Raw genomic sequence first — 17,446 nt, 5'->3', positions numbered from 1 at the left:
GGGGCGTCCGGCCCCCTCGAACCGGACGCCCCGCGTCACGCCGCGCTCACGCGGGGTGTCAGAAGGTGATGGTCAGGTCGTGCAGCACGGCCGAGCAGCCCGTCTTCGTCCCGGCCTCGTCGCCCGAGGTGTCACCCACGCAGGTGATGTTCTGCACCATGCGCGTGTTCGACGACAGCTGCGGGAAGCCATAGGCGTCCTGGTAGTGTCCCGAGTCCGTGTACGTGAAGGTGAATTCGGCGCCCTGCCAGTAGTCCGCGACGGGCCACGGCGCCGGCGTCACGCCCACGATGGGCGTCGCGGTGGTGGCGATGTGGTACCACTGGCCCCCGAAGACATGGGTGTCCCGTCCGCCCGTTTCGTCTCCCCAGATGAACATGCCGACCCACAGCTCGTTGGCGTTGCGCACCTCGAACTCGAAGTTGAGGGCCATCCGCGGGCCGTGACCGGCGAAGTCCGCGTCACCTCCCGGCGTCTTCGGCGGGACGTAGAAGGCCAGCGGGAAGTCGTTGATGGTGATGCTGGACAGGCCCTGCTCCGTGGTGGCCACGGACGGCTCCGCCGGGACCTCGGACTCGAGGGTCTCAGGGCCGCCGCAGGCCCCCAGCAACAGCGCGGCCGCCGGCATGGCGTAGGACACGAAACGCTTCGACATGGGTGACTCCTGGACGCGGGTGGAAGACGCGCCCAGGAGTACCGGGCCTCAATGACAGTCGGAACGCCCCTGACGCCAATGGCTCTCAATCCGTGGCGAGCTGGCCCAGGGCGGTGGCGAGCTGCCCATCAGGCCTTGAACGTCATCAGCGGCTTGAGCCGGGCCACCTCCCGCACGATGTCCGCTTCCACCTGCGAGTCGATGACCGGGCCAATGGGCTTGTAGGCGGCGGGGGCCTCCTCGATGCGGCGCTCGGCCCGCAGCGCGATGCAGTCCACCCCCGTGAGGCCCAGGTCCTCCTCACGGTGCTTCGCGCCGCCGCGCGACAGGGAGAAGCGCGAGTGCGCCCGGCCCGCCCCGTGCGAGGCCGACGCCAGCGCCTTCGCGTTGCCCAGCCCCCGCATCAGGTAGGACGTCGCGCCCATGGAGCCGGGGATGATGACCGGCTGGTCCTCCTCGGCCGGGCAGGCGCCCTTGCGCGCCAGCCAGCCGCCTTCCCAGGGCAGGGTGATGTTGTGGGGCACGTCGTAGACGAGCGGCGCCTCCACGTCCCCGAACAGCTCCCGCAGCGTCTGCCGCACCAGCTCCGCGAGCAGCAGCCGGTTGAGGAAGGCGTAGTTGGCCGCCGTGGCCTCCGCTTTCAGGTACTCGCGCACCTTCACGGGATCCGCGAGCGGGAAGATGCCGCTCCCCGGGTGCGCCGCCCCCGGGGGCCACGCGGCCCGCGCCCGCTCCTGCCACGCTCTCCCCACGTGCTTGCCCATGTCCCGCGAGCCGGAGTGCACCATGAAGGCGAGCTGGCCCTCTCGCACGCCCCATGCCCAGGCCCGCGCGCGGTCCACCACGGCCTCCACGCGCTGCACCTCCACGAAGTGGTTGCCGCCGCCAATGGTGGCCAGCCCCGGGTCCCGCACCACGCCCTCGCGCCGCAGCCCCGTGGGCGCCCAGGCCGGGTCGCCCTCCAGCGCGCCTCCCAGGTGGACGCGCCCGGACTCGCGGTCCAACTGGCCCAGGTCCACCCGGGCCGCCATGCCCAGCGGCTGCTCCACCGTCTCCTGGAGCCAGCCGGGCAGGCCGTCGCGCAGCAGCGCCTCCAGCGCGCGCGAGCCCTGGGGGACGTCGCGCGTGCCGAAGAAGCAGTGCCCCTTCATCCGCTCGACGAAGGCGTCGCGGCGGGCGAGGAAGGCGTCCACGGGGATGTCCGCGACGTGCAGGCGCATGCCGCAGTTGATGTCCGTGCCCACGGCGCCGGGCACCACCAGGCCTTCCGTGTGGACCACCGACCCGATGGCCACCCCGGAGTCGCCCGGATGGAAGTCTGGCGTCGCGCGCACCTGCTTCACGCGGCCGCCGTTGGGATGGTGAAGCGCGGCGAGCGCCGCGAGTTGTTGGAGCGCCTTGCCCTCCACCGGCAGGTCCGGCGGAAGCAGGACCTCGGCGGGCGGAGCATGGGGATGGGTCTGGAGGCGGACGGTGTACACACGTCCGTCGTAGGTGACGTCGAGCCCCTCGCGGGCGAGTGCCCGCAGGAGCCGGTTCAGGTTCGGCTGCATGACCTTCTCGGAATCTGACCCGGGCGGACTTGCGGCCCGGGGGACGTGAGCGATGGATTCGAGACCTCGGGTCAGCAGCCGCGGTCGGGACGCCGGAGCGTCCGCGCCCGCAGGGACGCCCCGGCCCGCGCGGCCTGACAAGGCCAGGGGCGGGACGGGGCGGCGCTACGGGGAAGCGTCTAGGAATACATCGTCGCCCTGCTTCCTCCGTCGAGGAAGTAGGCGCTGTTCACGAGCGCCAGGTGGCTGAACGCCTGGGGGAAGTTGCCAATCTGCCTGCGCTCCTTCGGCAGGTACTCCTCCGCGAGCAGCCCCACGTCGTTGCAGAGCCCCACCAGCTTTTCGAAGAGCCTCCACGCGTCCTCGGTCCGCCCCATCAGTTGGTAGGTGTTCGCGAGCCAGAAGGAGCAGGCGAGGAACGCGCCCTCCTCGCCCGCGAGGCCGTCGACGCTCTCCTCCGTCCGGTAGCGCAGCACCAGCCCTTCCGGCATCAGCTCCTCCTCGATGGCCCGCACCGTTCCGGCGATGCGGGGATCCTCCGGCGGGAGGAACCCGCTGAGCGCGATGATGAGCAGGCTCGCGTCCACGCCCTTGGAGCCGTAGTACTGCGTGAAGGTGCCCCGCTGGGCGTCGTAGCCCTTGCTGCACACCTCATCGTGGATGGTCTGCCGCAGCTCCACCCACGGCGCCTTGTCCTCCTTCAGGCCGTACTGATCGATGGCCCGCACCCAGCAATCGATGACGATCCACGCCGACACCTTGGAGGCGGTGAACGAGTGCTTCGGGCCGCGCATCTCCCAGATGCCGTGGTCCGGCTCCGTCCAGACCTCGGACACGCGGTTCGCGAGGATCTTGAGCGCCTTCTGTGCGCGCTCCTTCATCTTGCCCGCCTGTTGCGCGTGGATGTAGAGGACCGCGGCGAACTCGCCGAGCACGTCGAGCTGGAACTGCGAGTAGGCCCCGTTGCCGATCCGCACGGGCCGGGCCCCCTCGTAACCCGCCAGCCAGTCCAGCGTGACCTCGGTGAGGCGGCGCTCGCCACGGATGCCGTACATGATCTGCAGTTGGTCCGGCGCGCCACCAATGGCGTCCTCCAGCCAGTTCCCGAACGCCCCCGCTTCCTCCATGAGGTCCGCGCGCATGAGCGCGTTCAGCGTCAGGACCGAGTCGCGGATCCAGCAGAAGCGGTAGTCCCAGTTGCGCTCTCCGCCGGGCGTCTCCGGAAGACCGAACGTGGGCGCGGCGACCAGAGCTCCCGAGGGCTGGTAGCTGCACGCCTTGAGGGTGAGCAGGGAGCGGACGACCACGTCCTGGTGATGGGGGGGCAGGCGCAGCCGCGAGGCCCAGTCCTCCCAGTAGGCCTCCGTCTCACGCAGGGCGACCTCTGGATCGAGCGCCGCGGGGACGCCGTCATAGGGCCGGGCCCAGGAGAGCACGAAGGGGATCCGCTGGCCGGCCTTGACCGTGAACTCCGACTCGAAGTCAGGCGGATCCTTGCTGAGGCCTCCCCGGAGGAACACCGCGTCCGGCCCGGCGACAGCGGAGGAGGCGCCATCCCTCCTGGCGATGAGGGGCAGGGTGAAGCCGTTGGCGAACCGGGGGCGCAGCTCGGAGCGCAGGGTCACCGTGCCCCGGACGCCCTCCACCCAGCGCACCAGGTGGGGGACTCCCTTGCGGATGGGCATGAAGTCCACGACGCGCACCGCGCCCTCGTCCGTCACGAACTCCGTCTCCAGGATGAGCGTCTTGCCCCGGTAGCGGCGCTTCACCTCGCGCACGGACGCCTTCGGTGCGAGCTTCCACCGGCCATTGTCGGAGGTGCCCAGCAGGGACGCGAAGCACGCGTCCGAGTCGAAGTCCGGGAGGCAGAGGAAGTCGATGGAGCCATCCCGGGCCACGAGCGCGGCCGTGTAGAGGTCTCCGAGGAGCGCGTGGTCCTCGATGAGCGGGCCCGGCTCCGCCTGGAGGCTGCTCCCCCATCCGGTCCTGGGGGCTTCGCTCTTCCGCGGCGTCGTCTCTGTCGAAATCATGGCATGCCTCTCGGCCTGGGGTGGGGGTCCAGGAAAAAGGTAGGTACCAGCCCCCCTGATGCAATCGCGGGGAGGGCAGCGGGCGGGGGCCACCCGGGTCGTGCGCCTGAACAGTGCGGGAGCGCCAACGAAGCCGCTCCCGCCCGGGCTGCGATATGAACCTCGAGGGCCTGCTCCGGGATGGCAGGCGCGGGCGGATTGGAAGGGAGTGTTCTCATGACGGTGGCAGTCCTGCGGGCCCAGGCCCCGGAGTTCGATGTGGCGTCTGTCCTGGACCGCTTTCCGGATTGCCACCCGGATGCCGTCTGGCTTCAAGGGGAGCAGCGGCTGTCGGGGAGACATTCGACCTCTGGCTTCAACCTCACGCTGGTGGAGGACGGGGAGGGCACGCTGCACGGGCCCGTCGCCGCGGCCCGCCGGCAGTTGGAGGTGCTGGCCCCGCTGCTCATGGAGCTGCGGCAGCTGTCCGTCCCGTGCGTCGTGGACTTCGGCCTCTTCGTCGGCAGCGCCCTGCACTTCGCCAGCTCCATCCACTTCCCACCCGAGGACGTCCAGTGGTTCGCGGACCAGGGCATCGCGCTGGCGGTGTCCGCCTATCCGACCGCCGACGAGGATTGAGCAATCATTTCCAGGGAGAATGTCAGAGCGAGCCTGTAGGGTGCGCGCCCCTCCGGAAGATTCCCTTCCGGCATGGCTCAAGGTCGAGGCCTCTTGAACCGCTCCTCCTTCCTGCTGCGCGCGCTGCGCACCGGCACGTTCTGTCTCGTGGGCGCCAGCTCGCTGATGGCCGGCTGTGATTCCAACGACGACCCGCCCCCTCCCAATCCGCCCCCGGTGGACACCTCGCCGCGCACGCTGACGCTGCTGCAGACGAGCGACCTGCACACCAACATCTTCCCGTGGGACTACTTCACCGGGAAGCCGGACGCGAAGCGCGGCCTCGCCAGGGTGGCCACGCTCATCAAGCAGGAGCGCGCGAAGAACCCGGACTGCACGCTGCTGGTGGATACCGGTGACACCATCCAGGGCTCGCCGCTCGGCACCTACTACGCCCTGGTGGACAACGCGCCCAAGCACCCCATGGCCACCGCCATGAACGAGCTGGGCTACGCGGCCATGGCCCTGGGCAACCACGAGTTCAACTACGGCCAGGACGTCCTCGGAAAGTTCAAGAGCGAGGCGAACTTCCCCCTGCTGGGCGCCAACGTGCGCAAGGTCGCGGACGGCTCCGAGGCCTTCACCCCGTACGTGATGACCACGGTGTGCGACGTGAAGGTCGGCATCCTTGGCCTGGTGACGCCGGGCGTGGCGACGTGGGAGCGCAAGGACAACATCACCGGGCTGCGCTTCGACGACCCGCTGGAGACCGCGAAGCTCTACGTGCCGAAGATGAAGCAGGCCGGCGCGGACGTCGTGGTGGTGGCCATCCACAGCGGCCCGGACAAGCAGCCCACCGGCAACGCGAGCCTCCCCGAGTCGTGGCTCGCGGACTACGCGGACGCCACCAAGTGGACCGACCGGGGCAATATCGCCGGTGAGAACGAGGCCGCGCAGATCGCCCAGCAGGTGGCGGACGTGGACGTGCTCCTCACCGGCCACACCCACCAGCCCATCCCGAAGATGCTGCTGAAGAACGCGCAGGGCCGCGAGGTCCTCCTCACGCAGCCCAACCGCTGGGGCAGCCACCTGGCCCACGTGCAGCTCAACGTCACCTGGAACGGCGAGCGCTGGGGCGTGGACGCGCACGACTCGCTGCTCCACGCGGTGGACGAGACGGTGGTGGAGGACGCCACCGTCAAGGGGCTCACCCAGAGCTACCACGACACCACGGTGGCCTACGTGAACCAGAAGATCGGCAGCACCACCGCGGCCTTCACGGGCGGCTTCCCCGGACGCTACGTGGACAGTGCCCTGGGGGACCTGCTCAACACCGTGCAGGAAGAGGCCTCGGAAGAGGCCGGGTTCCCGGTGGACCTGTCCGCGACCGCCCTGTTCAGCAACGACGTCGCGCTGCCGAAGGGGGACGTCACCCTGCGTGACGCCTACAGCGTCTACATCTACGACAACACGCTCTACGTGATGGAGATCAACGGCTCCATCCTCCGCCGCGCGCTGGAGATGAACACGCTGTACTTCAAGCAGTTGGACGCGGCCAACCTGCCCGCGAAGCCCCAGGACGCGAAGGCCACCACGCCCTCCGTCGCGGACTACAACTGGGACCTCTACTCGCGCATCGACTACGGCTACGACCTGACGAAGCCCGCGGGCTCCCGGCTCACGCACCTGCGCTTCCAGGGCCAGGACGTGCGGGACGACCAGGTCTTCCGCATCGCGGTGAACAACTACCGCGGCGGTGGCGGCGGCGGGTACAGCATGTTCAAGGAGGGCCGCCTGCTGTGGTCCTCCGCGGACGGCGTGCGGGACTACGTCGAGCGCTACATGCGGGCGCACCAGGACCTGTCGCCGGACACGGTGAACACCTGCAACTTCACGCTCGTGCCGGACCTCTACACGCCGTACTTCGGGGCCTCGGTCGGTCCCGCGAAGTGCGCACCCGCGAAGTGACGTAGGGCCACAAGGGACGCCCGGAGGACGGTCCTCCTCCCCGGAGGGCACGTCCACCGGGCCTCCCGTGTCCCTACCTTCCCGCGGATGGCGGACCCACGCGCGGAAGAGACGTTCAGGAAGAGCACCCAGACGGTGTCGCCGGACGGCGCCCCGCCCCGGACGGAGATGGACAGCCTGGGCTCCCGCCAGATTCCGGCGGGGGCCTACTGGGGCATCAACGTCTGCCGCGCCCTGGACAACTTCGCCATCAGCGGGCGCCCCATCTCCGTCTACCCCGACCTGCTTTATGGCTACGCCTGCGTGAAGCAGGCCGCCGCGCGCGCGAACGCGGAGGTGGGGGCGCTGGACCCGGAGCGGGCCGCGCTCATCGACCGCGTGTGCGAGGAGATCAAGTCCGGCGGGCTGCACGAGCAGTTCATCGTGGACGTCATGCAGGGCGGCGCGGGCACCTCCACGAACATGAACTTCAACGAGGTCATCGCCAACCGGGGCCTGGAGCTGGCGGGCCATCCCCGGGGGGCCTACGCGCACCTGGATCCGAACGACCACGTGAACCGGAGCCAGAGCACGAACGACACCTACCCGACGGCGCTCAAGGTCGGGCTGATGCTGTCCATCGAGCGGCTGCTGGAGGAGCTCCAGCGCCTGGAGCAGGCCTTCCGCGACAAGGGGCAGCAGTTCGCGGGCATCGTGAAGATTGGCCGCACGCAGCTCCAGGATGCCGTGCCCATGACGCTCCAGCAGGAGTTCGAGGGCTTCGCCGTCACGCTGGCCGAGGACCACGCGAGCCTGACGGACGTCACCCGCCGCCTGGGGGAGATCAACCTGGGGGCGACGGCGATTGGCACCGGAATCGCGGCGGACCCCGGCTTCGCGGAGGCGGCCCGCAAGCACCTGGCGGACATCACCGGGCGGGCCATCGTCACCGCGCCGGACCTGATTGAGGCGACCACCGACGTGGGCGTCTTCATGGAGGTGTCCGGCACCCTCAAGCGCAGCGCGATGAAGCTGTCGAAGATCTGCAACGACCTGCGGCTGCTCGCCTCCGGGCCCCAGGCGGGCTTCCACGAAATCAACCTCCCGCCCCGGCAGGCGGGCTCCAGCATCATGCCGGGCAAGGTGAACCCGGTCATCCCGGAGGTCGTGAACGAGGTGGCCTTCGTGGTCGCCGGGGGAGACGTGACGCTGACCATGGCCGCGGAGGCGGGGCAGCTCCAGCTCAACGCCTTCGGGCCGGTCATGGCCCACGTGCTCTTCGAGAACCTCAAGTACATGACCGCCGCCATGGCGACGCTGCGGCTCAACTGCGTGACGGGCATCACCGCCAACAAGGAGCGGCTCGCGCACCAGGTGGACTCCTTCGTGGGCATCATCACCGCCCTCATGCCGCACATCGGCTACGCCCCGGCGGCGCGGCTGGCGCGGGAGGCCCTGGCCACGAACGCCAGCATCGCGGACCTGGTGGTGTCCGCCGGGCTGCTGACGCGCGAGCAACTGGCCGAGCTGCTCTCCCCGGAGCGGCTGACTCGGGCCCAGGCGATGGCCGCGCAGGACGAGGAGGGCACGCACTAGGCGGCCAGCACCTGCCTGGAGCGCGAGTCCCCATGCCCACCCACCGCCTGCGCCGGCTGTTCCGCGAGCCCTACTGGCTGGTGCTGGGCGGCATGATTTGCGTGGGCGTGGTGCTGGGAACCGCGCTCGCGCGTGTGCAGGCCGACACCGGCTGGGCGCTGGTGGGCCACGCGTGGCCGGGGGACCTGGACGACACGCGGGGCGCGCTGGGGACGCTGCTCGGGTTCCAGGTCACCGTGCTGACGCTGGTCCTGTCCCTGAACGCGCCGGTCATCCAGTCCGCGGCGAACCAGTACTCGCCCCGGCTGGTGCCCATCTACCTGAAGAGCGCGCCGCTGCGCCGGGCCATTCCCTTCTTCGCCCTCTCCAGCAGCTTCCTCCTGGCGGCCATCCGGGAGCTGGGCGTCATGGAGGACGCCGGCGTCAAACCCCGGCCCGTGCTGTCCGCGGCCATCGTCCTGGTGCTCGTGGCGCTGGGTCTGCTCATCGTCTTCCTGGTCCGCACCTTCCGCTTCCTGCGGGTGGAGCGCGTCCTGGGGCTCGTCCAGCACCTCATCGTCTCCGCGACGGAGCGCCGCATCCAGGCCCGCCTGGAGCGGCTTCCGCTGGACCCGTCGGCGGCGCTGCGGCTGCCGGCGGACGCCACCTCGCTCGTGGCGCCCACGTCGGGCTACCTCGCGGAGGTGGACCTGCCGGCCCTCGCGGCGCGGGCCCGGAAGTGGGGCGTGCGGGTCCGCATCGGCATCACCGTGGGCGAGTACATCGACCGGGAGGAGGTCGCCGGCTGGGTGGTGAGGGACGGCCGCGGGCCCGTGGACGCGCACGTGCTCCGCGACCTCGCGGACACGCTGGCCATCACCCCGGTGCGCGAGCCCGACTGCGACCCCGCCCTGGGCTTGCGCATCCTCGTCGACGTGGCGAACCGGGCCCTGTCCTCGTCCTCGAACGACCCGTACACGGCGCGGCAGGCGCTCCAGCAGATCCGCTCGGTGATGCGCCGGCTGGCGAGCCTGCCGCTGGGGGACTGGAACGTCGTGGACCCCGACGGCAGGGCGCGCGTCTCGCTCGCGGCCCTGCGGCTGCGCGACTACCTCTTCCTCGCCGTGGACGGCCCCCTGCACTACGCGGGGGGCGACCCCGAGGTCCTGGAGGAGGTGCTCCAGATGGCCCTCACCGTGGGCCTGGTCGCGCGCGACGCGCAGGACCGCGCCGCGGCGCACGCGCTGCTGGCCCGCGTGCTCGCGGACGTCCAGGGCTCTCCGGAGCGCGACCGCTTCCACCGGCTGCTCACCCAGGCGGAGCGCGTCCGGGCCTCCTTCCAGGGTGAGCGCCGCACGCGCATCGAGCGGTGCCGCGCGGACTGGCTTCCGGACTGACGGCGCGCCTCTGTCAGTTGCGGCCCTGGCGCGGGGGCGTGAAGCCCATGAGGAAGTCGATGAGCAGGCGCGTGCCGTAGCCCGTCGCTCCCTTGCTGCGCCACGCGTTGTCGCGCTCGGCCCGTGCCGTCCCCGCCATGTCGATGTGGGCCCAGGGCAGGCCGTCCACGAACTCCTCCAGGAAGAGGGCCGCGGTGATGGCCCCGGCGTTGTCGCCGCCGACGTTCTTCAGGTCCGCCACCTCCGACTCCAGCTCCGGGCGCAGGCGCCGGTCCAGCGGGAGCTGCCACACGGTGTCGCCGGTCCGCTCCCCGGCGCCGCGCACCTGGTCCACGAGGGACTGGTCATTGCCCATGACCCCCGCGCTCAGGACGCCCAGCGCGCGCTGGCAGGCGCCGGTGAGCGTGGCGATGTCCACGATGGCGTCCGGCCGGGGCGTCTGCTCGGTGGCCAGCACGAGCCCGTCCGACATCACCAGGCGGCCCTCCGCGTCCGTGTTGATGACCTCCACCGTCTTGCCGCCGCGCACCGTCAGCACGTCCCCCAGCTTCATGGCGGTGCCCGAGGGCATGTTGTCGGTGCACATGAGGTAAGCCGTCACCTCCGCCTTGCAGCCCAGGGACTTGAGCGCCGTCATCGCCGCGAGGATGGCGCCCGCGCCGGACATGTCGCCCTTCATGGTGGCGTGGACCAGGTCGTTGGGCTTCAGGCCCAGGCCGCCCGAGTCGAACATGATGCCCTTGCCCACCAGCGCGACCCGGCCCACGCCCGTGACAGGGCCCTGCCGGCTCGCCTCGGGCGTGTACGTCAGCTTGATCATCCGGGGCGGCTCCGCGCTGCCCGCGTTGACGCCCAGCAGGCCGCCGCAGCCCAGCCGGGCCAGCGCCTCTCCGTCGAAGACCTCGACTTTGAGTCCGCAGCGCTCGGCCAGGGACTCGGCCACCTCGGCCATGCGGGCGGCGGTCAGCAGCGTGGCGGGAGCGTTGGCCAGGTCGCGCGCGAACATCGTGGCGCGGGCGTGGATGCCTCCGCGCAGCAGTCCCTGTTCGACCTTCGCGGTGTCCTTCGAGTCCGTGACGAGCGTCAGGGCTTCGAGCGGCGGCTCCTGCTCCGAGTGCTGCTTGTAGGGCCGGTAGCGGTAGCGGGCGAGCAGCACGCCCTCGGTCAGCGCCTGCGCGGCGACGTCCACCGGGACGCCCACCGTGTCCGGCAGCCGGAGCGCGAGGTGCGGCTGCCTGCCCGCGGCCCGCGCGAACGCGGCGCCCGCATCCCGGAGCGTGCCCGCGTCGAGCTTCGCGATGGCTCCAACGCCGACGGCGACGAGGGGCGGTCCGTCCGTGCGGGGGATGACGAGCGTCTGCCCGGCCTTGCCCTCGAAGCCCGCGGCCTTCAGGAACGCGCGGTCGACCTGGGCGTCCTTCAACTTCAACCCTTCATCCACCCCCACGAGCGCGCCGATGCAGCCGGCGTTGGCGGGGAGCGAGGACGACACGGCGAGCTTCGTCTCCTCCGGGGGTTCAATGGAGGGAGCGGGGTGGAACTCGGCCTGCGCGCGCGAATGGAACGACGTCAACATGGAAGCCTCCTGAGGAAGATGGCGAATGAGACGGGCCTACCCAAGCCCCCATGGCAACCCCAGCACCTGCCAGGCCACCAGGAGGGCAATCCACACGGCGAAGACGACGATGACGTACGGCAGCATCAGGGCCACGACCGTCCCGACGCCCGCGTCCTTCTGGTACTTCTGGGCGAAGGTGACGATGAGCGCGAAGTAGGCGTTGAGCGGTGAGATGGCATTGAACGGGCCGTCGCCCACGCGGTAGGCGGCGAGCACGGCCTCCGGGTCCACGTTCAGCCGCATCAGCAGCGGCACGAACACGGGCGCGAAGATGGCCCACTTGGGAATGGCCCCCGTCATGATGAGGTCCAGGACGGCGACGACCAGCACGAACCCGATGAGCAGCGGCAGCGCGCCCAGGCCCGCGTGCTCCAGCGCGTCACCCACCTTCACGGCCGCGATGGTCGCCATGTTCGTGTAGGTGAACAGGGCGATGAACTGGCTGATGATGAAGAGCAGGAAGATGAGGCCGCCCAGCCCCGCGACGGCCTTCTCCATGGCCTTGATGACGTCCACGCTGTTCTTGAGCGTCCCGGCGCCAACGCCGTAGGCGGCCCCCGTCACCAGGAACAGCACGGTGATGGCGACGATGAGGCCGTTCATGAACGGCGAATCCCCCACGAGCGCGCCCGTCTCCGGGTTGCGCAGCGGAGCCCCCGGAGGAAGCGCCAGCAGCCCGAAGAACACCAGGACGCCCACGAGCCCCCAGAACGCGAACTTCAGCCCCCGCGACTCCTCCGGGGACAGCTTCGCGCCCGTCGCGGCGGGCTTCTCTCCCGCGTAGGGCCCCAGCCGGGGTTCAATCAGCCGGTCGCTGATGAGCGACACGACGAGGGTCAGCATGACCACCGACGCGGCGGAGAACCAGAAGTTCGCCGTCAGGTCGATGGAGCGGTCCGGCGCCATGATGTGGATGGCGTCGTTGGTGATCTCCGTCAGGATGCCATCCAGGGGTTTGATCAGGATGTTGACGGTGAAGACCGCGGCGACGCCCGCGAAGGACGCCGCCAGCCCCGCCAACGGATGCCTGCCCACGGTGAGGTAGGCCGCCGCCGCCAGGGGAATCAGCACCAGGTAGCCGGCATCCGCGGCGATGCTCGACAGGATGCCCACGAACACCAGGATGTACGTGAGGGCCCGGGCCGGCGCGACGGCGACGAGCTTGCGGATGAGCGCACCCACCAGGCCCGCCGCGTCCGCGACGCCCACGCCCAGCATGGCGACGATGATGACGCCCACCGCGTTGAAGTCCATGAAGTGCTGGACGACGCCCGCGAACATGAAGCGCAGCCCCTCGCCGGTGAGCAGGCTCTTCGCGGCGGTGGTCGTCTGCTCCAGTTGGTGCGTCTCCGGGTTGATGGCCTCGTAGGTGACGCTGGCGCCCAGCCGGTAGAAGACGTGGGAGAGCACCATCACGATGGCAATCAGCGCCACGAAGATGACCGCGGGGTGGGGGACCTTGTTGCCCACCCGCTCGATGGTGTCGAGCACCCGCTCCATGCCCTTCTTCTTCGGCGGCGTCGCGCTCCGCTTCTTCTTCGTCTCGCCGGGGACGTCGATGTCGTCGAAATGAGCCGCTTTGGCCATGGGAGTGCTGCTCCTTTCCAATCCCTCAGAGCGTCAGCTCGCCTCCCAGCGAAAGCGAAGTGTCCGTCCGGACCTTTCCCGCCGCGGGTGCGCTGTCGTGTTGCACTTCGAAGAACGTGGTGAGCGCGAAGCGGTCCGTCAGGTGCACGGACAGCTTCGTGGTGGAGTCCAGGAGCACGCGGGCGTCGCCAAAGACATCCGGCAGCAGCAGGGCGTCCTCGCGCAGGTGCACCCGTTCGTTGATGTCGTAGCGGAACGCCACGCCCACCGCGGGCGACCACAGGTTCACGTCCGGCAGGTTCTGCCGCGTGGGGAAGTACTGGAACCGGCGGTCGCGCGCGTAGCTGCCGCCAATGTACGTGCGCAGCAGGAGCTCGTTCGACGCCTCGTGCCGCTCGAGGAACGTGAGGCCCACGCCCAGCTCCGCCTCGGTGCGCAGCTCCAGGCTCGCGGGGTGGTCGGCCTGCGCGCCCAGGAAGGTGTAGGCGCTGACCAGGGGCGTGAAGCGGTAGTCACCGCGCGCCCAGCCGCCCAGCGTCTTGGCCGTGACCTCGCGCTCCTCCGCGTCCTCGGCGGCGGCGTTGCCGTACGCACCATCCGCCTCCACCGTCAGCGCCCACACCGGAGAGTCGTACTCCGCCAGGGCATCGCCCGTGAGGGTGAAGGCGCGGCTGTTGCCGGTGAAGAAGGACGCACCCAGCCCAACGGAGCCCGTCCAGCCCGCGTCCTCTTCGTCGTCTGCTTCGGACTCGACGGAAGCCGCGGAGGGAGCATCCGCCGCGTCGTCAGGAGGCGTGGGTGTCTGGGCCAGGGCCGCGAAGAGGAAGAGGACGGGACTCATACATGCCCTGTGGAAGGAGGAGCCTGCCGGCCTCGGTGGTTCTCGGAGGCCTCCTCGGGTTCCACGCAACCTTCGACACGCACTCTGAGTGCTGCAATCGCATGGCGGGATGCCAGGGGTTGGCCCCCTCGCCCCGTCGCTCATGCGTGGCGGTTCAGGGCCGGACGACGTCCTGGAGGAAGCGGCCCAGCGACTCCGCCATCTTCTGGTGCGTGGCGGCGGAGGGATGCCAGTCCTCGCCCACGCCGTCGGCGAAGGGGTTCTGCACGGCCATGACGTGGCGGTGGATTCGCGTGTCGCCGTCGCGCTGGCGCTCCGCCACCAGCTCCGAAATCCAGTCGCCGACGTGCACGGACCTCACCACGCCCTGCTGCTCCATCCGCTTGAAGCCATCCGTCATGCTGCCCAGCGTGCACACGATGTGCGCGCGCGGATGCAGCGCGCGGAGCCGCGCGAGGAAGCCGCGGTAGGCGGCCTTGAAGGCCGCTTCGTCCGGGAGGAACGCGGGCGTGCCGCTGCCCGCGAACGTGTCATTGGTGCCGGCGTTGAGGACAATCACATCCGGCGAGCCGCTGGGGAAATCCCAGACGGCGGGATGGTCCGGGACGGCCTGCTCGTAGAGGGCGGGGATCAACGCGGACGTGGTCAGGTCCAGGTTGCGGTACACGCCGTGGCCCGAATAACAGACGAGCTCCGCCTCCGCGCCCAGGCGCTGCGCCGTGAGCCAGCCATAGCCGCGTCTGGGATTCTGGTGCTTCGCCGTGAACCCAGGCACCTTCGAGGAGGACGACTCCGGGACGAAGGTGACGTCGGTGCCGTAGCCGCAGGTGATGGAGTCCCCGATGAACTCCAGCCGCGGCCCGGTGCGCGGGGGCGGCTCCCGCAGCTCGCCGTGCACCTCCAGCGACAGGAGCGTGCTGGCGCCCACCAGGGACTCGGTGCGCTTGAGGACCTCCACCGTGTGCAGGCCCACGGGGAGGCCGCTGGCGAGCACGTAGCTGCCCTGGCCGGGCCGCACCGCCAGCAGGCGCGCAGGCGCCCCGTCCACCACGACGTCGAAGTGGTTCGTCCCCACGTCGCCGCCGGTGCCCGCGTCGTCCAGCCGCATCCGCACCGCGTCCCCCCAGAAGCGCGCGCGCACCGTGACGCCCGGGTGGGAGAAGACGACGCCCGCGGCGGAGCGGTACGTCCGGCCCACGTACCGCACCCGCGCGTCCGACGCCGCGATGCTCACCCAGGTCATGGAAGGACTCTCCGGCGGGGGCGCGGGGGCCCTGCACGCGGCCAGCAGGAGGCCGGTGCAGAGCCAGCCGGCCCGGAGTCCCCGTGCGACAGCGCCGATGGACTCCGGGGCGGGCACGCGCGTCAGGGGCCCGCGAAGAGATACGAGATGTGCATGAAGTTGAAGAGCACCTTGTAGTCCGCCGCGTAGTTCACCTTCTCCGGGGCGTTGGCCTCGGAGTACACGATGGTGGCCGTGGTGCCGTCGGGCGGCCGCTGGACGACGATGTCGACGAGGTCGCCCGTGGCATCCCGCAAGGTCCCTTCCACGTACAGGGCGCCCGAGCGGTCCAGCACGCCCGCCGAGTACCCGGTGACGCCCTGCGGGAGCGCGCCGTAGTTCCCCTGGAGGGTCGCCACGCCGTCGTGGCCGACGCGCCACAGCTGGAAGTCGGTCCCCGACAGGGAGATGGCCAGCCAGAAGCCCGCCGTGGTCGCGCGCGCGTCGCGGAAGGCCCAGCCGCTCGGCAGCCCCGTCACCGGGAGCGGCGTCCGGTCCGGCGTCAGCACGAACAGCTTGAAGCCGCCGGTCTGCGCGAGCAGGTGGTTGTCGGCGTTCCACGCCAGCAGCTCGTAGCCGGCCGCCACGACCGCCCCGTTGGTGTCGTAGTACGTGGTGTCGGTGCCGGCGAGGTTGCAGCTGTAGGCGATGGCGCCGGTTCCCGCCTGGAGCACGAAGGTCCCGAGGTCCTGGTCCGCCTTGCAGCCCGGGGCCGGCAGCTTGGTGTCGTTGTCGGTGGCCTGGGGCGGGTACGTGCGCTTTCCACCTTCGACCTTGAAGGGATCCGGGTTGAAGATCTTCACGCGCTGCGGGTCCGCGGCCCGGTCGACGTAGTAGACGCGGCCGTTGGGGGAGACCACCGCGTCGTCGTAGACGCTGGTGGTGTAGCAGCCGAAGCCCACCTGCACGCGCAAGGGCGTCAGGACGCTGGAGATCGCGTCGTAGCCGCAGATGCCCTCCATGAGCGTGCCCCAGATGAGCACGTCGTTCCCGGACGCCTCTTCCGTGTGGCACTGGTTGTCGGCCCCGCACGCGGACGTCCAGAGGGCGCCCTCGTTGCAGTCATCGGCGGTGTTGCACCGGCCCTCCTGGAGCACGCAGCGCTTCGCCGCCTCGTCGCAGCTCTCGTGGGCCTTGCAGTCCGCCGCGGTCGCGCACGCGCCCGACGCGACGACGCAGGTGTTGTTGGCCCCGCACGTCTCCCACGACTTGCACTGCGCGCTCTTCTCGCACATGCCCTCGCGCAGCTCGCACCGCCGGTCCGCCGTGCAGGCCTGCCAGGCCTTGCACTGGTCGTCGCCGCCGCACCCGACGCAGACGCCGCCCTGGCAGCTCAGGCCCGCCAGACAGTCCGAGTCGTCCTCGCACAGTCCCTCCACCGTGCTCGAGCACGACGCCAGGAACAGCACCGCTCCCCACACCATGAATGCGCGAATCAAAAGCGTCCCCCCACGTTGAGCTTGCCGCCGCCGCGGCCATCCGAGTCGAACGACACGGCCGACAGGCCCCAGAAGGTGAGCCCGGTGAGCGCGATGACGCCGCCGCCAATCATCAGCGTGTTCGCCAGCGTGCTGGACGTCTTCGCCCGGTCGAACCTCGAGCGGTCCCCCGGCACCAGGCGGCCCTCCGTGTAGCGGGTGGACAGGTCGTTGTTCAGGCTGCGGCTGCGCAGCCCGAAGACGCCGCCCGCGCCCACCAGCACCGCGCCGCCAATGGACGCGTAGATGCCCGTCTTGCGCATCCACCCGGAGGACGTGGGGGCCGGCGCGTCGTCCTCATAGGGCGACCCGGAGGTGAGCGACACCGGGTCCGCTTCGCTGGGAGCCGCGTCCGCGACGGGGGCCTGCGCCACGGGGGCCTCCGTCCTGGGCGCCGCGCTGTCCGCGAGGGGCGTGCCCAGCTCCGCGAAGGCCTTCTCCAACTGGTCGACGGCGAAGTGCGCCGGCCGCAGGTCCAGGAAGCCCGGGATGAAGCGGAACGAAATGGGGCGCGTCCGCTGCGCTCCGCGGATGGCCGTCAGGGTGACGGTGACCACGCCGTCCGCCCCCATGGCCCCTTCCGCGAAGAGGGTCGCGCCTCCCCGGTTCAGCCCCGCCAGGCACTCCGTCGTCGGCGTGGGGTCGCACGACGCCTTCAGCGGCACGGGTCCCCGCAGGATGAACGCGCCGAAGCGCCGCTCACTGGCGCGGACTCCGGACACGATGAGCCCTTCCGCGTCCGCACGCGGACCGGGTTCGAGTTTTCCCTGGATGGGGTAGAGGCCGACAACGGTCTGCGCGTGGGCAATCCCAGGCAACGCAAGGACCGCCGCCAGCACGAAAAAGCCAATCACTCGCGCATGCGGCATCGCGCGGCAGCGTAGTG

Annotated in this window: 13 protein-coding genes; 4 read left to right on the top strand and 9 right to left on the bottom strand. The window is 70.5% G+C overall.

The window, feature by feature from the left end:
* Window positions 1-58: 58 nt before the first annotated feature.
* The 3 genes from JYK02_RS12940 to JYK02_RS12930 all read right to left on the bottom strand — a co-directional run bounded on the left by JYK02_RS12940 (window position 59) and on the right by JYK02_RS12930 (window position 4,238).
* A complete protein-coding gene (locus tag JYK02_RS12940) occupies window positions 59-655 on the bottom strand; it encodes a hypothetical protein (RefSeq protein WP_207051238.1) in 597 nt (198 codons plus the stop codon).
* 128 nt (window positions 656-783) lie between these two features.
* Window positions 784-2,208, bottom strand: a complete 1,425-nt coding sequence (locus tag JYK02_RS12935; protein ID WP_207051237.1) for an RtcB family protein — start codon at window positions 2,206-2,208, stop codon at window positions 784-786.
* Window positions 2,209-2,387: 179 nt separating this feature from the next.
* Complete coding sequence (locus JYK02_RS12930; RefSeq protein ID WP_207051236.1) at window positions 2,388-4,238, bottom strand: glycoside hydrolase family 15 protein; 1,851 nt, start codon at window positions 4,236-4,238, stop codon at window positions 2,388-2,390.
* 216 nt (window positions 4,239-4,454) lie between these two features.
* Here JYK02_RS12930 and JYK02_RS12925 point away from each other — a divergent pair, with 216 nt between their 5' ends.
* The 4 genes from JYK02_RS12925 to JYK02_RS12910 all read left to right on the top strand — a co-directional run bounded on the left by JYK02_RS12925 (window position 4,455) and on the right by JYK02_RS12910 (window position 9,754).
* On the top strand, window positions 4,455-4,856 hold the full coding sequence (locus JYK02_RS12925; RefSeq protein ID WP_207051235.1) for a hypothetical protein: 402 nt from the start codon (window positions 4,455-4,457) through the stop codon (window positions 4,854-4,856).
* A 72-nt stretch (window positions 4,857-4,928) separates the two neighbouring features.
* The gene (locus JYK02_RS12920) at window positions 4,929-6,803 is read left to right on the top strand and encodes a bifunctional metallophosphatase/5'-nucleotidase (RefSeq protein WP_207051234.1); all 1,875 of its coding nucleotides are present in this window, start codon (window positions 4,929-4,931) and stop codon (window positions 6,801-6,803) included.
* Between the two features lie 87 nt (window positions 6,804-6,890).
* Window positions 6,891-8,378, top strand: coding sequence for an aspartate ammonia-lyase (locus JYK02_RS12915; RefSeq protein WP_207051233.1), 1,488 nt, complete (start codon window positions 6,891-6,893; stop codon window positions 8,376-8,378).
* A 32-nt stretch (window positions 8,379-8,410) separates the two neighbouring features.
* Window positions 8,411-9,754: a DUF2254 domain-containing protein gene (locus tag JYK02_RS12910; RefSeq protein WP_207051232.1), complete on the top strand. Its 1,344-nt coding sequence runs from the start codon at window positions 8,411-8,413 to the stop codon at window positions 9,752-9,754.
* A 13-nt stretch (window positions 9,755-9,767) separates the two neighbouring features.
* Here JYK02_RS12910 and JYK02_RS12905 read toward each other — a convergent pair whose 3' ends face one another.
* The 6 genes from JYK02_RS12905 to JYK02_RS12880 form a co-directional block, all read right to left on the bottom strand.
* Window positions 9,768-11,330 (bottom strand): leucyl aminopeptidase, encoded by a 1,563-nt coding sequence (locus tag JYK02_RS12905; protein ID WP_207051231.1) that lies wholly within the window; start codon window positions 11,328-11,330, stop codon window positions 9,768-9,770.
* A 36-nt stretch (window positions 11,331-11,366) separates the two neighbouring features.
* The gene (locus JYK02_RS12900) at window positions 11,367-12,959 is read right to left on the bottom strand and encodes an AbgT family transporter (protein ID WP_207051230.1); all 1,593 of its coding nucleotides are present in this window, start codon (window positions 12,957-12,959) and stop codon (window positions 11,367-11,369) included.
* 25 nt (window positions 12,960-12,984) lie between these two features.
* Window positions 12,985-13,800, bottom strand: a complete 816-nt coding sequence (locus JYK02_RS12895; RefSeq protein WP_207051229.1) for a DUF481 domain-containing protein — start codon at window positions 13,798-13,800, stop codon at window positions 12,985-12,987.
* Between the two features lie 154 nt (window positions 13,801-13,954).
* Window positions 13,955-15,043: an SGNH/GDSL hydrolase family protein gene (locus JYK02_RS12890; RefSeq protein WP_207051228.1), complete on the bottom strand. Its 1,089-nt coding sequence runs from the start codon at window positions 15,041-15,043 to the stop codon at window positions 13,955-13,957.
* Between the two features lie 122 nt (window positions 15,044-15,165).
* Window positions 15,166-16,506, bottom strand: a complete 1,341-nt coding sequence (locus tag JYK02_RS12885) for a hypothetical protein (protein ID WP_207051227.1) — start codon at window positions 16,504-16,506, stop codon at window positions 15,166-15,168.
* A gap of 11 nt (window positions 16,507-16,517) precedes the next feature.
* Complete coding sequence (locus JYK02_RS12880; protein ID WP_207051226.1) at window positions 16,518-17,414, bottom strand: hypothetical protein; 897 nt, start codon at window positions 17,412-17,414, stop codon at window positions 16,518-16,520.
* Between the last annotated feature and the right edge of the window lie 32 nt (window positions 17,415-17,446).

Origin of the sequence: Corallococcus macrosporus (assembly GCF_017302985.1) — a bacterium.
Taxonomy (GTDB): Bacteria; Myxococcota; Myxococcia; order Myxococcales; family Myxococcaceae; genus Corallococcus; species Corallococcus macrosporus_A.
Note: the sequence above shows the minus strand (reverse complement) of the source record. Positions and strands in the feature narration are given on the sequence as shown.